This is a genomic window from Bacteroides sp., from assembly GCF_028690125.1.
Taxonomy (GTDB): Bacteria; Bacteroidota; Bacteroidia; order Bacteroidales; family Bacteroidaceae; genus Bacteroides.
Genome location: NZ_JAQVBV010000012.1, coordinates 86,774 through 103,004, shown reverse-complemented (window position 1 = coordinate 103,004; position 16,231 = coordinate 86,774). Strand labels below are relative to the sequence as shown.

Sequence of the window (16,231 nt, the reverse complement as noted above, 5' to 3'; positions counted from 1 at the left end):
AATAGATTATGAGAATATTTTTTCTATTTATTAGTCTATGGGGATATATGCAGTATTCATGTGCTCAACCTATGTGTCTTGTTTCTACAGATTTTATAGATTATACCTCTGAAGCATTTCAGTTTTCAGATGCACAAGGAAAACAAACTTTGAAAGGAATACTTACGATTCCAAAAGAACTTACTTCATCTACAAAGATCGTTGTACTTGTTACTCCATCTTTACCTATTTCATGTGATTACTATGGTTTCTTTTCTACCTTGTCAGACGTGTTTGGTAGAAGTGGAATTGCTACTCTTCGTTTTGATAACAGGGCATATACAGATAAGTCACTTTCTTCTAAAGATGAAACTGTTACTATGTTTGATCAGGCTGATGATGTACATCAAGCTTTGCTGACTCTTCGGAAAGATAAACGTTTTGCTCATCAATGTATTGGGTTGCTTGGACATAGTGAAGGAGGTGCTGTAGTATCAATAGAGGCGGCTAGAAATAAAGATATAAGCTTTGTCGTTTGTTTGTCTGCACTTGGAGAGAAAGGTATGGATGTGGCCTATGAACAAACTTCAATGCCATTTAAAATTGGTAAGGTGGCTGAGGATACAGAAAATGAATTGTCTGTTTTGAAAGCTTATGTTAATATTGTGAATGAGTATAATTCACTTGATTCAATAAAAATGTCTTTTCAACAAAAAGGAAAAGAATACTATGCTTCTGTTAAAGATAAGACTAAAAAGTTTGGAAATCAATCTGTTGATGAGTATTGTCAGATGATGATTCGATGGTATACCAGACCTCGGATAATGGCAATGATTAAGTATGATCCGAGCCGGTATTATTCTTTACTAGTTTGCCCGGTGTTAGTTATGCATGGAAAAATGGATGGTAATATGGATTGCACAAATAATCTGCAAGGAATAGAGAATATTTTCAAAAAAAATGGAAAAAAGAATTATGAGATTGTGGCAATTGATAGTGTGGACCACGACTATATTAAAGTTAAACATAAAATACCATTGTTTATTAAGCAGCGAATGAGCCGTAAACAAGATGGGGTAAAGCCTAAATATTCATTAGAAACATTTGAATATATCTCTAAGTGGATAAATAATATATACTTATAAAAGTAACAGAACTAAAATTTAATAATTATTGGTCACGAATTACATGGATTTTATTTGTTTCAAACAAATAAAATCCATGTAATTCGTCTCTTTTTTCAATATGAAATCAGTTTTTGTTCACATTATACTTTCTTGTAATTGCTTGTTATACAGTGAAATAAGATGAAGCATCTTTTATGACTGAAGATTTATCACATAATATCGGTTTCCGTACATTGAGTGTTTTGCAAAAAATCCCATTGCGGGAAGATGTGAAGTTAGCTGTTTCACGGATGTGTCTTTCAGGGCGGAAGAATTGAATCGATGTAATGTATTGTAAATCTCAGCTGCGGTAAGCCAGATACCTTTTTCTGTTTCCATAGGTCGTCGGTAACAATTGTAAAACACATCTTCCAATGGTGACTGGCGATAATAGGCTTTATTGTGTTGTTGTAGTAATTGTTCTTCTTTATGGTTCAGAAAATCAGGTCTTCCCGCTTCCAGTTCCGCTTTTAGTTGGGCGTATATCTGTTTGTGTTCCAAAGGCTCTTCCGAAATAGAATTCAGCACTTCCACACAAAGGAAACGACGGCTTCCTGTAGGATCAGTCAGAATCTGATAAGAGTTTGTTGTGGCGATGAATGAAGCAAGCCTGTTTTCGTTTACCCAGCCTAATCGTTTGCCACGGAAAATGGGGATATTGACCATTTGGAGTAAATTCTTTAAGTTTGCTTGTTGATTCTCTTTGATTTTATCGAATTCATCCAGATTAATCAATCCATTTTTAACAAGTTTCTTTTCGGGGGAAGTACTGGCTGCCAGATTTAAATTATCCAAATAGTAATATCGGAGTGATTCAGGCAATAATGACCTGCAAAAAGTACTTTTATTCAGTCCTTGTTTACTACTGATTAAAATAGGTGTCAGTGTGTTAGCATGATTCCGCTCTATCCCGGTCCATTGTGATGCCATCGCCCGTAACCAATAACATCCGCCTTTTAACCATAATTCATTGTTTGATACTCTTAATAATAAAGGAGTTACACGATCTATTCCATCCCATGGTGGAAGCTCTTTCATATAAAGATGAAAAGGGTTATATGCTTCTACCTTGCTGGATAATACTAAAGTCGGGATATCATTTCTCCAACATGGAATACCCTTCAACCGGGCATCTACAATCATTCCATTCATTTCCCTTTCACTAATTGGACGAAAACAGTCTGTTGTATTTTTCAATCTGAATTCAGTAGCTCCTGTCAGAGTATTGTAACGAAATGTGAAATGTTCCAATAGATATTCCCGAAGATGAATGGTCATCATTTGGTTCCAATTTCTCTTAGAGGATCGGTCAGGACTTTTTTGTTTTTCAATATTTACACTTTTTTTGGGTTTTACAGATACTTTTATCTCTTTGTTAGTCCGTTTTTCTATACGAATAAGTAATTGTTGCAGTGTCTCTAACATTTTTTGAATCATTGTTTTCATTTTTGTTCTATTTTATAATTAATACTTCGGGAATGTGAGACGCAAATATATAATTCGAAAAAACGGATTTGCAACTATATAGATAAATGATTTTAATAAAAATGAGTTACCTAAAACTATCCGATAAAGTATTGTTTTTAACTAAATAAATTAGTAATTTTGATCCGTCATATTAATTGTAGCACAAATTCTGCGATAGCTGTTTCACATTATATGCAGCAACTGTTGTATAATATATGAGTTAGCTGTTGCACATAATGTGAGCCAGTCAATTGATTGGTATAAAATAAATAAAACTACCGCGTAAATTAGCTAACAGTTGCGCACAATACAATTAGTTCATGAGTGCACTTTATGATTTCTTTCTGACTCCCCAACCTAAAGACTCCAATAAAAAAAGATATCATGCCCGTTTAGTGGTGCGTGATACGATGACGCTTGAAGATATTGCGAAAATTATAGAATCCAGAAGTAGTCTGAGAAAAGGTGATGTCATCGGGTCTTTTATAGAGTTTGCCAATATTTTCAAAGAAGAGTTGTCCAATGGGAACAGTATTCATATTGAAGGTGTCGGTTCATTTCGTATTAAAGCGGAATCTCCGGAGGTTCGGTCACCTAAAGAAATGCGTGCGGAGCATATACGCTGTGCAGGAGTTGTTTTTACTCCAGAGAAAGAACTGCTTCGTGAGTTGAAAGCAACTACCTTTGAGAAAGTCCGTGAAACACGTCGTTCACAAGAATTGAGTGATATTGAGATTGATGGAAAATTGGCGGAATTCTTTAAAGATCACGATTATATCACTACACGTCAGCTCTGTGCGTTGTGTGGACTACGAAAGGCTACTGCTCTCCGTCGGTTACAAAAGCGGGTAGAAGAAGGAAGGCTGACACATCCGGGTTATCTCCGTTCACCGTTCTATTTTCCTGTTCCGGGATGGTTTGGAGTGTCACGAAATAGATGACGCAATGCAACTGAATGGATAACAATGCGATATGCGAAAATATGACGATGACGAAAAGTGATTTCATATTGTTTTTTTAAGTGCTTATGGATAGTCTGTGTTATTAAAGTATTTGTTCTGATCCTGTTTTTTGTTCAGAGATAGGTTATTACAGTAAAGTTGATAAAATAATGCATTAACTAATAACTTTCTTTCGTTTATATTTTGTTATACGATTTTTATTTGCTAATTTTATATTTCAATAGTTTACTATATTATTAACTGCAACAATAAAATAATAAAATGATGAAAATAATTATCTGTTTGCTTTTGTGTTTAATCACTAGCTGTGCAAATGTTAAGAAGCCTTCATTAGCTGTTCAAAAAAATAATCAGGCTGTAGAATTAGCGATGCGATATAGTTCCGATTCGGATTCTTTAAATAAGGTAATCAGTCTATTGGATGAGGCGATAGCTATTGATCCATCCTATGAATTGGCATATGACAATATAGTCCAATATTTAATAGCACAGGGAGATATGGAAAAGGCATTGGAAACAATCCTGCAACTAGAAAAGTTAGGTACGCATGAGAAAGACCCTGTTCTTTTTTTAGGGAAGGGAATGTTGTTGGAAGCGAATGATAAATCAGAATTGGCATCAAAAGCTTATAAACAAGCTGCATCCTTATTTGAAGCACGCATAAAAGAAAAACCTGTGGAGATTGATCTGATGAATTATTTTGTTGTGCTCTACTTAAGAGATAACAAAAAGTATTCTTTAGATGAATTTGAGAAAAAATATCCTAATATTTTTCAAGATGTAACAAAGGAATTCAGGATTGGAATAGTAAATACAATAAATAATAATAGTAGGAAGGATATAATTTACGAATTGCTAGGTTGTCGAAATGACGATCATATAAATCATTGAGTCTATTAGCGACGGAATTGGAAGATTAAAAGAATAAATCTTCCAATTCCGTTTGTTTCGCAAAATCATAGAGAGTAGTTTTCCGTAACATACAGAAGCTGTTCCAAGCATTCATGATGGCATTGTAGTATCTTTGCATTGCATTATATTGCTCCTGTTGGGCAGAAGTCAATTCATAAACAGATACTTTGCCTGATTGAAATTTCTGTGCTAACAATGCGTATTGCTCCTGAGACAGTTCATAGCTTTTTGTGGCAACGAACCATAAATTTATATTGTGATTATAGTCTTCTATTATATCTTTGATGTCATTGTCGAAATTAGCTTCTGCCTGATCAATTTCTATCATACTATTTTGATAGTTGTTTTTGGCTATACGTAATTTATTACGATTAATTCCCCATTGGAAAATGGGAATTTGTACTCCTATCATAATTCCTTGTGTATAATCCGGTTTTCGGTAGGCATCTAAAAAATGATCGGAATATTGGTTCAAACCATAGCTTAAATTGATATTACCATTGAAACGGTTATTTAGTTTGGCAGTAAACAATGTTTGTTCAGCCTTTAGCCTTTTTTCTTCTTGTGATAAAACAAAGGGGCTGTTGTGACGAGCATAGAAAATAGCTAACTTTTCATCTATCTTTAACGGTAAGTCGAATTGTGGTGTTTGTATTTTTACATCTTTATCTGTCCATTCTGACATATTGAGAAAAGTGATAAGTTCTCTCAGCGCCTTTTGATAATTTTTGGTAGAACTTTCATAGGCATACTGATTGTTAAGTTGCTGCAACTCCATTTGATGATATTCGTATTCCGTGAAATAACCGTTGTCGAGTAATGCTTTACTGGCAGCAAGAAGTGTATCTGAAATTTGAATATTTTTATAAGATAATTCAGTAGCCAATTTACTTGAAAACAAACTCATAAATAGGTTTACCGCTTGTGTTTGAATATTTGCTATTTCTGAACAATACTGTTTTAGCGAGTTATTGAATTGTGCATATTGTATATCCCGTTGTTTCTTATAGTTATAGAGCCCTCCCGCGAAAGGCTGTGAATAATTGATGTATAGCGGATTCGTACCAAAGCGATCTCTATTATTGGAAAATTCGCGTAGATAGTTTAAACGTGAACTAACTCTGAGTTCACCACCTACAATACCTATCTTTTGTCGGATAGCAATCTCAGTACTGCTACTATTGGTATAGTCTTCTACATAAGAATAATTCCCACTTTCGGCATTCTGCATTAACTTTTGTGAATGGTTAAAGTTCACAGGGCTTAATGAGAAGGCAATAGAGGGTAGAAAATCTTTTTTATAGTTCTCAAATTCTAATATGGTATTCTCATATGATAACTTTATTTTCTTGGCTGATGGCGAAGATAGACACCATTCGTTCAGTACCTGTTCTAAAGAAATTTGGTATGGCTGTCCGTATAAAAATGTAGGGACGAGTATAAAACATGCGATTATCCATTTATAGTTCATAGGAATATTTTATATATTAGTTAGAATTGTCGTTTAGTATGTTGGTAGAAGGCGTTAATCTGATTGTGAAGAAACCAGATTATAATATTCGCCTTTTCTTTCCATCAGATTTTCATGATTGCCAATTTCTACTATTCTTCCCTGATGTAATACGACTATTTGGTCCGCATGGCGAATGGTACTTAATCTATGTGCAATGACAATTACAGTTCTATTTTTGAATGCAGAATTTAGTGCTTCCACAATTTTTTTCTCGTTGATGACGTCCAGTGAATTTGTTGCTTCGTCTAAAAACAGGAAATCGGGATCACGATACAGAGCACGTGCTATTAATAATCGCTGTTTTTGTCCTCCACTTAATCCTCGTCCTTTTTCCCCAATAAAAGTATCAAATCCTTTTGGCATGCCGTTTATTTCATCTTCTATTTGTGCCATTTTGCATGCTTCATGCAGATGTTCATAATTGATATGTTCGTCATCCAATACTATATTGGCAAGAATTGTGTCACTGAATAACTTACCGTCTTGCATTACTACTCCACACATATTGCGCCATGTTCGCAGATTGATACTTGATACATTCATATTCCCCATTTTTATATCGCCGAAAGTTGGTTTATAAAGTCTTACTAATAATTTTAATAAGGTGGATTTTCCACTACCACTTCCACCTACGATGGCGGTTACTTTATTTTGTGGAATGGTCAAGTATATATTGGTAAGTACCAAAGGCGAATTTTGGCTATATTGAAAAATAATATTCGACAATGTAATATCGCGACTTTCCGGTAAAATAGAGGTGGCTCCGATAGATAATTCTTCATCCTCATCTTTTAACTGTCTAATCTCATTCATACGTAAGAAACTGATTTTTGCGTATTGGGCAGAAACAATGAAGCCAATAAACTGAACTAATGGTCCGTTTAACATTCCTATAATGAACTGTGTGGATATCATGACTCCAAAAGTAATTTCTCCTTTGATGACAGCATTGGCACAGAAAAACACAATACCCATATTCTTTATATTTTCAATAAACTGTGCCCCAAGGTTCTGCATGTTTGTAACGTTTAGCACTCTTTTATTAACTTTATATAGTCTGGCTTGTATTTCTTCCCATCTCCATCTTCTGTGTTTCTCGTAATTGTAAATTTTAATATCCTGAATAGCAGATACAGTCTCAACCCAATAGCTTTGATCTTGAGAAATTAATTCAAAGTATTCCCAATCAAGTCTCTTTCGGATGCGGAGAAATAGAAGTACCCATCCTGCATACAATATCGAGCCAGAAAGGAAAATGTAAAATATGATAGGATTGTATACTAGTAGAATAATTCCAAAAACTATAAAAGTTAGCGTAGAGAATATCAATGACAACGAATTATTCATGATAAAGCTCCGAATGCGCTCATGATCTCGTGCACGTTGCAAGATATCTCCCAAAAGTTTATTTTCAAAAAATGTTACTGGCAGCTTCATGAGCTTGATCAAATAATCGGATATAAGAGAAATATTAACTCGTGAAGTGATATGTAGTAATACCCAATCGCGTATTACGTTAAATATTGTGATACTTAATAGGATGCTAATATTTCCTATCAATACCATATTTATAAAATTAATATCAGATGTTTTAATACCGACATCAATCACAGCTTTTGATATAAAAGGAAGCATGCCCTGAAGAAGGGTCACTACAAGCATTATAAAAAATATGGTTGCAAAGCTGTTTTTATAGGGGATAAAGTAACGTAAAATGCTGATAAAGCTGTTTTTTTCCAACTCTTTTTCGACAGAACTACGCTGAAAATCGATAGTAGGTTCTATTGCTAAAAGTACACCAATAGATTCACCTTTCGGATACCAGCCAGCTTTAAATTCTTCATGAGTGTATTTGATTCGTCCCTTAGCCGGATCGGATACCCAGATATATTTCTTATTGGAATGGTAGACTACAATGAAGTGAGACTCTTTCCAAAAAATGATAGCTGGGAATGGAACTTGGTTTACTACATCTGTCAAGGTGCATTTTATAGCTAATGTACGTAATCCAATGCTTTCGGCACCTGTACTTAAGTCGAGTAACGATACTCCTTGATTTGTTATGCCGCATCGATCTCTAAGATATTGCAATGAGTAAAAACGTCCAAAATACTTAGCTACAATTTTGAGGCAAGCCGGACCGCAGTCTTGTGTGTCTAGCTGGTAATCTACCGGAAATCTGTGTAAAATCATAATAGTATTATCTTTTTCTAACTATGAATTAGGTTATTAGTGAGTTTATTGTTCGGCATTGGCCTTTAAGTTGTCAAATAATCTTTCTATCAATCGTTTGGGTCTTGTTATGATTTCGGCAGTTCCCTGTGACTCAAAGTCTAGGTTGAGAGTTTTGCCGAAGTTAGTTTGTAAACCACTTGGGAAAGTTATGAGTACGCGGTATACATTTCCTTCACCGGTTGTTCCTGAAGATGATTGTTTAATTTTGTTGGATAAGCGTGAAATAGAGCTGACCTCACCTTTAATAAGTCCGTATTCTAAATATGGATAATTATTCACTTTTACATTAGCAATCTGACCTACTTTTACTTTACCTATACCATAAGATGGAACTATAACTTCACCAATAACTTCATTTTGGCTAGGAAGTATGGAAAATAATTCTTGTCCGCTCTGTGTAAAGTAATTTTCTCTCCAAAATCCTAAGTATTCTATTTGTCCGTCTATAGGGCTTATTTGGAGATATGTTTTTTTCCATGAATGGATTATATTGATTAGTTGCGATTTGCAAACTGAAAGCTCTTCTTTTAGTTTGTCCAAACTTTCCTGCTCTTCCAATATGTATTGTTGTATCTGTTGGTCGTTTCTTTTTATTTGTGCTAGATATGATAACTTGCTGTTGTGCAGTTCTTTGTGTATGCTTTGTAAATCGTAAAATATACTTTGTTGGCGATTATATTCTTGTTCACTAAGAGCTTTAGCACAAGCAAGTGTACTGTCTCTACTCAATAATTCTTTTTCAATAGTTAGTTTGTTTTCTTTTAAAATGATTTCTTTATTTAAATTCTCAATGATATCTACATTAATATTATTTTGTTGGTGGAGACTATTACACATTGTTTTATAGATATCGGAATGTAACATTCGATAATATTGAGTGTGGGCAATAACAAACGAGTTGAAAGTAGAACTTATTTCTCCTAATAATAGTCCGGTTATTATTGGAAAATTTTCCAAATCTTGATCTTTATACCTATTTAATAAGGAATCTACAAGCAGAACATCTTTATAGTTCGCTTGGTTATCTATATAAGCTATGATTTGTCCTTCTTTAATTGAAGCTTTGTTATCAATCAATAAATGTAATTTTCCAGATATATTAGCGATTAATCTGACTGGTGCCAAACGAGAGGTAATAGAGATTTGCCCATCGACTGTGTCTGGATATTTAATAATGAATCCTAATGTAATTATTATAACAATGAGCAGCATTGTTAGTATAATAGCATAGGTGGCATTTCTTGTAGGCATCCTATCTATAATAACTTGTACTTCTTCGCTTCGTTGTGAATCTTTTTTTTCTAATTTTTGTGTTTCTTTTTTTTCTAGTGTTTCCATAGATATATTTAGTAAATAAATAAATTATTTGATCTTCACAAAGAAAAAGATTTTTAAGATTAAACGATGTTATTAACTGTTCAATAAATGATAAATACTGTTCATTATTAATATAAAATGCTATATATAAGCTGTTTTATATGTATTAAATGTAAAATGAATAGATTTTATCTTATTTTGACCATATATTATCGTTAAATTTATCATTAAATACGGATATTTGGAGCACAAAAGTAATAAATAATAAATATTATGAATACACATTTTTCGATTATTATGCCTACATATAATCAGGCATCTTTTATTAGAAGAGCTATTTCTAGCTTATATAAACAGACTCATCAAAATTGGGAACTTATTATTATAAATGATGGTTGTACGGATGAGACGGAAATGTTCTTAACCGATTTTTTTAATGATCCCCGAATTGTATATATTAAAAATGAAAGAAATCAAGGATTGGGGTTTGCATTGAACCAAGGTCTGGATGCAGCTAAGTTTGATTTAATTGCTTATTTACCTTCTGATGATTTTTATTTTGAGAATCATCTGGAAACTATTTTCCAAAAGTTCAATGAATATGATGATATGATTCTTGTTTATACAGGTATGAAGTATGATTCTTCAGATACATTATATTATACGAATAATACTGAAAGTAGGGGCTTAAGAAAAGGAAATTGTTTGCAATTAGTCCAGACTGCCCATAGAAAAACAGATAAGCGTTGGATGGAAAGAAATGAATGGGTAACTGAGGATCTTTTTTCGATGTTTTGGTATAAATTGACAGATCAAGGTGCATTTGGTATGACAAATGAAATTTCTTGTAACTGGACTTCACATCCAACACAACGTCATCGTTTAGTTGGTGAAAGATATGGTGGCGGACTAAATAAATATAGAAGGTATTATCAAGTACATGGTCCCATTAAGATGAAGATTTCTAAATACAAGTTTATTAATGAAGAAAAATTATATGCTAATTTTCAAAAGAAGCAGTCTTTGTGTGAGGCTCCATTGAAAATTCTTTTATTAGGAGAATTAGCTTATAATCCAGAACGTATATATGCTTTTGAACAAGCTGGACATAAACTTTATGGGTTATGGGTGCCAAATCCAGTTTTTAGCTTTTCAACGGTAGGTCCTTTACCTTTTGGACATGTAGAAGATATACCTTTGGAAAATTGGGAAGAAGGAATAAAAAAGGTAAAGCCGGATATTATTTATGGTATGTTGAATTTTGGTGCTGTTCCTTTGGCTTATGATGTTATTAAAGCTTGTCCTCATATTCCTTTTGTTTGGCATTTTAAAGAGGGGCCTTCCATTTGTCTTCACCAAGGCACTTGGGATAAATTGGTATATTTGTATACTCATGCGTCAGGTAAAATATATTTAAATGAATCAGTAAGGATCTGGTTTGAACAGTTTTTACCACCTACTTCAGGGCTTTCGTTTTTAATGGATGGCGATTTACCCAAAAAAGAATATTTTAAAGATGACTTTTCTTCTAAACTGTCAGAGCAGGATGGAGCTATACATACGGTTGTAGCTGGGCGAATGATTGGGATATCAGGTGACGATTTAGCAATTTTAGCTCATAATAATATACATATCCATTGGTATGCTGAAAATTGTCATAATAGTATTGCGAAGGATAATTTGTTACGCTACCAGAAAGCTCCTAAGCATTTCCATTTCCATTCACATGTTGCAGCGGAGAATTGGGTTAAAGAATTGTCACAATATGATGCAGGATGGTTACATTGTGTACAAAGTCGAAATAATGGTAATTTGTTGAATGTATCTTGGGATGATTTGAATATTCCAGCTAGAATTAGTACATATGCTGCAGCTGGTTTACCCGTGATTATGTATGATAACACAAACCATATTGTTGCTACACAAGAGCTAACTCGGAAGATGGGTATAGGGATCTTTTTCAAGAATTATATTGAATTGTGTTCAATCTTAAAAAATAAGACAAAAATTGAGAAATTAACTAGTAATATGATCGAGCAAAGAGAGAAATTTACTTTTGATTATTATGTTCCTCAATTGATTCAATTATTTAAAGATATTATAAAAAATAGAATGTACTAAATTATGAATAAAATTATTCAACGAATAGCAAATACAATAGTTGCTAATTTGGCTAATACTGAAGCTATTGGTCTGTTTAACGGGAAAATAGGTGTTTGTTTATTTTTATATAAATATTCTCAATATTCAGGCTGTAAAATTTATGAGAATATAGCCTCTGAGTTATTGGATGATATTCTTAGTCAGCTGAGGCCAGAGTTGTCTCCTAGCGCTTTAGATGGAGTTGCTGGGGTGGGGTATGCTTTGACTGTTTTACTTCGAGAAGGTTTTTTAGAGAGTAGTCCTGATGATGATGTTTTTCATTATATAGATGAGGCTTTACTTAGTGATGTGAGAACTTCATTAATGAAAGAACTTCATGCTCCTGTTTCTTTATGTTCTTCAGGAATATATTTACTTTCTCGAATATCTTTTCGGTTGGATGAAGTAGAAAATGTTTGGATTACTGGAGTGATTGAAAATACACGATTGATAATAAGGACTAGTATTCAAAATAAAGATAGTCTTAAACTATCTTTGTTGAATTCTATGTTATATGTTTTTTGTGGACTATATAATAAGTTGGAGATTAATAAAATAGGTATTGAGAAAATATTGAGGGATCTTTTGAATATTTCCGAACAAACTTTAAGTGAACATAAGTATCAGGATATTGACATCATATTATTTAAACAGAATTTAATGAGACTCCCTTTACTATTTGAAAGAGAAGGAATGCAGCTTTTAAAGAGTGTAGAAAGTCTTGTAAGTTTCTCTGATATGGATTCTATGAATTTTTGGTATGATAATTTGTGGTGGGACATTTTGTATGATTTATCTGTTTTCGAAAATATATCTTTAGTTAATCTAGAAACCTATATAAATGAGAAGATTCAAGAAGCTTTTTATGATGATATGATTGTTAATAGTAAATTATCTGCAATAGGGCTTTGGCTAATGAAAAAAGAGGTTTAATAAAATAGAGTTTAAATTGAATAAGAGTAGCTTTGCTGGTTGTCAGTCGGCTTGTCTCTAATTCGAAATAGTGTTTAATATTTAAAAAATTATTTTAGTTATGAGGAAAATTACTCGACAAGATTTTCAGGGATTGCAGCAGCATTACCCTGTATTGACAGAAGAAGAGATGCGGTATTATGTAGGTGGTTATTCGGACGGTTATTCTGGTGGTGGATTTGATGATTGGTTAAATCATGGATTCGGAGGATATGATCCTGATGGAAACTACCATTGGTATAGTGGATATACGCAAGATGAGTTAAATAACTGGGAAGGTAATTGGCCAGGTGGTTGGGTATATGGTTGGGGATATGTTGCACCAGATGTAGTCATATACGGTAATTATGGCGAAACTGGACGTCCTCAATATGATCAAATTACTACAACTCATCCTAATTATGATTTTGTTGAAGGAATGGGAGCTGGAGCGACCTATCAATCAAATATGTCGGTCAGAAATTCAAATGGCGTGTTAGATGTAGGTTGTACTATTAAAGGAATTCCTGGATATTCTTCAACATATACTTATTCCGGTTTTGTAGAAGTTTATGTAAATGGGCAGAAAAGAGAACAAGTATCTTTGTACAGAGATCCAAATGGAACATATTTGACTGAACAAGGTTCTACTTATATAGGTGGTGCTAGTGTTGATTTGACGAAATATCATGGTCAAGTAGAAGTGAAAGTTGTAACATCGGGTGGACGCGGAGATTCGTATACTGGCTATTCTGCTAACAGTGGTAGTACCACAATTTACAACCAGTATAGATAATATTTGAAAGGTAAATTGTCTTGATGTTTGTCCTCCAAAGTCAGAACCTGAATAATTGAAATATTTTTTGTTTTGATTTTGGAGGTAATGATGAAAGTTTTTTTTATAAATAATAAAACTTTTAATATAATAGATTTGTTATATGTCTCATTTTATGCCTAGATTTGCTTTTTGCGAGGATATTTATAATTTATGTAAAAGATTGGAATATTGTAAGATATGATGATATAATTGATAGATAGTATGAATTAATACATATGGAATCTTGTATTAATATTAGAAGATACTTTAAGGATATTTTGAAGTGGTATCTGAATTATGAAGTAAGATTAAAAATACTATTTTGATACATAAAAAATATTGACCTTTATTTTTTTTAAAAAAAGTACAAATTTGTGTTTAGTTTAATGGATTATCTTCTATATTGAAGGATAGATTAATTATACTTTTAGTTTATGTGTATAATACTGTTTAAAATTGTTGAGAACCAAAATAATATATTATGAAGTTGTTTTATTGTTTATTATTTTTGATATTTGTTGTAGATGTTGATGCTCAAAATACGCAGCTCAAGAAAGGATTCTTGTCTTTAGATGGGGCACATATCTTTTCTAACTTTGTAGGACGTTTTCCCAAGATGGGTTGGCATAGTGATTGCGAAGAAATTGAAATAGATTATCATACATTGCCTGGTGAAAAAGCATCTTTGATGATTCCTTCAACACAGCAAGGAAATATAGTGACTGCACAATTTGATCTATCAAATCGGGATATTGTTGGAAAAAAAATTGTATTTAAAGGAAAATATAAGTATCAACAAGCACAAGATGCAAAAGTTGACTTTACAATTGTATTGGATACTTATCTTAAAAAATTTATGTCTCAAAATACCAGTATAAAATGTGATGGAGAACAAGATTGGAAGGAATTTTATGTTGAAATGCCACTTGAGCGTACAGATAATTTTCATTTTCGTATTTCCTGTATGTCTGTGATAACTCTTTGGGTAACTGATTGTCAAGTGTTAGTCGATGGACAATCATTTGATATAATGACAAATCCGACTGTTGAAGCAGATAAAGATACTGAATTTATAAAAGGTTCAGGTATTGCAATAGATATAACTAATCCATATACATTGAAAAATCTGGAAATACTAGGTAAAGTGTGGGGATTTCTTAAATATTATCACCCACAGGTTGTAATTGGAAAATATAATTGGGATTTTGAATTATTTCGCGTACTACCATTTATTGCAAGTGCTAAAGATAGTAATGAAAGGAATTTTCTTCTTAACAAGTGGATAGACAAGTATGGAGAGATTCAAGAAACAGAAGATTACTCGATTCAGGATTCCTCCAAATATCATCGTTTTGCTCATTTAGAATGGCTGGAAGATTTAAAACTTTTTGATAATGTATTGAGTGAAAAGTTGATACGGATAAAAAATGCTAAACGTAATAGCGTTTTTAATTACTATCTTCCAATTCTTAAGGATAAGGAAGAAATAGAATTTGTGAGAGATAAACCGTATCCTGATATGAATTGGGAAGATCAAGGGTATCGTATTCTTACTCTTTTCAGGTTGTGGAATGCTTTAGAATATGCTTATCCATATATTGATTATACGACTAATAAATGGAGTTCTCTTTTGGCAAAATATCTTCCTGAATTTATTGAAACATCTTCTGAATTGGAACTAAATCATTCAATAAAAAAGGTACTTGCAGAAATTAATGATTCTCATGGATTGATTCAATTTTCAGGTAGTTCCCAACCTATGAGGAAACCGGCTTTGGGACTGACTCAGGCAAAAGATGGAGAGTTTGTGGTAGAATTTACGATGCAAAAGGAAGTAGAAAGAGGCTCAGTTATCCTTGCTGTAAATGATAAGGAAGTCTCAGAAATTGTTGAAGAATATCGTTCGACTATTCCTTCTTCAAATGAAAGAGGATTGTTGAGAAATGTGAGAAATTTGCTTCTTTTAACACCCGATTCACTAATAAATCTTACTATCGGATATAATAATACGGTGTATCAAAGGATGATAAAAACATCTGCTCCTAATATGCCTTTTAAAGGGAGAAAGGGATTTGAACAATATGATTTACAGTCAAAAAACATTATTTATGTCAATGCGGCGAAAGTTATCGCTGAAGATTTTGATGAATTAATGAAAAATAGAATGAAAACAGCTAAAGGATTGATACTGGATTTACGTGAATATCCACGAACAAATGTACTAAGTTTAATAGGGAAATATCTTTATGCGGAAAAAGGCGCTTTTATGTGGTTTTCTATGAATTCTAAAAAAAATCCGGGTAATTATTTTCTTGATGTAGTAATGAATAGTGAACAATACCAAAATTTTGATTCTTTTAAAGGTAAAATTGCAATTTTGGTAAATGAGAACACACAAAGTTTTGGTGAAATATGTTCAATTGTTTTTCGCGGTGCTCCCCAAAGTGCTATTATTGGAACTCAAACAGCTGGTGCAAATGGGCATGTTGGATATTTATACTTGCCACGTGCAGTTAAAGCAAAATATACTGCTTCTGGAGCATTTTACCCAGAATGGGGCATGAATCAACGTACGGGAGTGAAAATAGATATTCCAGTGCAGCAGACAATAGAAGATATAAAGGCTGGAGAAGATGTCTGGATTAGAAAAGCAATTGAATATATTGGAAATGCAAATTGAGTAACTAGCAATAGTATATTAAATATTTAAAAATTGATTTTTTCTTATATTTAGTATTATTGGAAAGGATATTTATGGATTGTTATTAAA

The 16,231-nt window shown here is 32.9% G+C and carries 11 protein-coding genes; 7 read left to right on the top strand and 4 right to left on the bottom strand.

What is annotated here, in order from left to right; translation table 11 throughout:
- Positions 1–8: 8 nt before the first annotated feature.
- Complete coding sequence (locus PHO71_RS10215) at positions 9–1,124, top strand: alpha/beta hydrolase (RefSeq protein ID WP_300202627.1); 1,116 nt, start codon at positions 9–11, stop codon at positions 1,122–1,124.
- 174 nt (positions 1,125–1,298) lie between these two features.
- Here the strand turns inward: PHO71_RS10215 and PHO71_RS10210 are convergent, their stop codons facing one another.
- Positions 1,299–2,591, bottom strand: a complete 1,293-nt coding sequence (locus PHO71_RS10210) for a VapE domain-containing protein (protein WP_300202625.1) — start codon at positions 2,589–2,591, stop codon at positions 1,299–1,301.
- 341 nt (positions 2,592–2,932) lie between these two features.
- Between PHO71_RS10210 and PHO71_RS10205 the strand changes: the two genes are divergently transcribed.
- Entirely contained in the window at positions 2,933–3,553 is a 621-nt protein-coding gene (locus PHO71_RS10205) for an HU family DNA-binding protein (RefSeq protein WP_300202623.1), read from the top strand.
- A 282-nt stretch (positions 3,554–3,835) separates the two neighbouring features.
- A complete protein-coding gene (locus PHO71_RS10200) occupies positions 3,836–4,465 on the top strand; it encodes a hypothetical protein (RefSeq protein ID WP_300202621.1) in 630 nt (209 codons plus the stop codon).
- A gap of 25 nt (positions 4,466–4,490) precedes the next feature.
- Here PHO71_RS10200 and PHO71_RS10195 read toward each other — a convergent pair whose 3' ends face one another.
- Genes PHO71_RS10195 through PHO71_RS10185 form a run of 3 tightly spaced genes read right to left on the bottom strand, consistent with a single transcriptional unit; the run spans position 4,491 to position 9,572 of the window.
- Entirely contained in the window at positions 4,491–5,957 is a 1,467-nt protein-coding gene (locus tag PHO71_RS10195) for a TolC family protein (RefSeq protein WP_300202619.1), read from the bottom strand.
- Between the two features lie 54 nt (positions 5,958–6,011).
- The gene (locus tag PHO71_RS10190; protein WP_300202616.1) at positions 6,012–8,192 is read right to left on the bottom strand and encodes a peptidase domain-containing ABC transporter; all 2,181 of its coding nucleotides are present in this window, start codon (positions 8,190–8,192) and stop codon (positions 6,012–6,014) included.
- A 45-nt stretch (positions 8,193–8,237) separates the two neighbouring features.
- Entirely contained in the window at positions 8,238–9,572 is a 1,335-nt protein-coding gene (locus PHO71_RS10185) for an HlyD family efflux transporter periplasmic adaptor subunit (protein WP_300202613.1), read from the bottom strand.
- Between the two features lie 252 nt (positions 9,573–9,824).
- Between PHO71_RS10185 and PHO71_RS10180 the strand changes: the two genes are divergently transcribed.
- From PHO71_RS10180 to PHO71_RS10165, 4 genes are all read left to right on the top strand, one after another.
- Positions 9,825–11,672, top strand: a complete 1,848-nt coding sequence (locus tag PHO71_RS10180; RefSeq protein ID WP_300202611.1) for a glycosyltransferase — start codon at positions 9,825–9,827, stop codon at positions 11,670–11,672.
- A gap of 3 nt (positions 11,673–11,675) precedes the next feature.
- Positions 11,676–12,626 (top strand): hypothetical protein, encoded by a 951-nt coding sequence (locus PHO71_RS10175; protein ID WP_300202608.1) that lies wholly within the window; start codon positions 11,676–11,678, stop codon positions 12,624–12,626.
- A gap of 100 nt (positions 12,627–12,726) precedes the next feature.
- Entirely contained in the window at positions 12,727–13,440 is a 714-nt protein-coding gene (locus PHO71_RS10170; RefSeq protein WP_300202605.1) for a hypothetical protein, read from the top strand.
- A 502-nt stretch (positions 13,441–13,942) separates the two neighbouring features.
- Positions 13,943–16,141 (top strand): S41 family peptidase, encoded by a 2,199-nt coding sequence (locus PHO71_RS10165; protein ID WP_300202603.1) that lies wholly within the window; start codon positions 13,943–13,945, stop codon positions 16,139–16,141.
- Positions 16,142–16,231: the final 90 nt, after the last annotated feature.